The sequence below is a fragment of the Microbispora sp. CL1-1 genome (assembly GCF_012034195.1).
Classification (GTDB): Bacteria; Actinomycetota; Actinomycetes; order Streptosporangiales; family Streptosporangiaceae; genus Microbispora.
Map to the genome: position 1 here is coordinate 1 of NZ_JAATEK010000174.1, position 607 is coordinate 607.

General features: G+C 77.9%; 1 pseudogene. It reads left to right on the forward strand.

Annotated elements, in window-relative coordinates:
- Positions 1 to 359: 359 nt before the first annotated feature.
- A pseudogene (locus HCK04_RS40485) lies at positions 360 to 607 on the forward strand (hypothetical protein); the annotation flags it as partial.

Genomic DNA, 607 nt, shown 5'->3' on the forward strand with positions numbered 1-607 from the left:
AGTGTCGAACCCCGACACCCGCTCCACATCGATACCCGCCAGCACCCCCGCAAGCTCGGCCCCCGGCGGGATCACCGCCAGCCCATCAGGAATCGCCACCGGAACCCCACCACCGCCGGTACCTTCGCCCCCGGCCTCGCCCCCACCCTGGCCAGGGGAGGACACCCCGCCCACCACACGCGAAGGGTAGGTCGGGCCCACCGGGCGTGCTGAAGGCGTCGGCTCCACCGGACGCGCCGGGTCCACCGGGCGCGCCGGGTCCACCGGGCGCGCCGGGTCCACCGGGCGCGCCGGGTCCACCGGACGCGCCGGGTCCACCGGACGCGCCGGATCCGCCGGACGTGCTGAAGGCGCCGGGTGTGTCGGGTGCGACGGGCGCGTTGAAGGTGCAGGGCGCGCTGCACGTGCCGGGCGCGACGGGCGTGCTGAAGGTGCCGGATCCACCGGGCGTGCCGGGTCCGCCGGACGTGCCGGGTCCGCAGAGCGCGCCGGGCGAGGCGGGCGCGGCGCGCGTGCTGGACTTGTCGGGTCTGCCGGGCGTGCTGCACGTGTCGAGGGCACCGGCGGTGCCGGGCGCTGCCCGGCGGCAGCGGACGGCGAGTGCGGT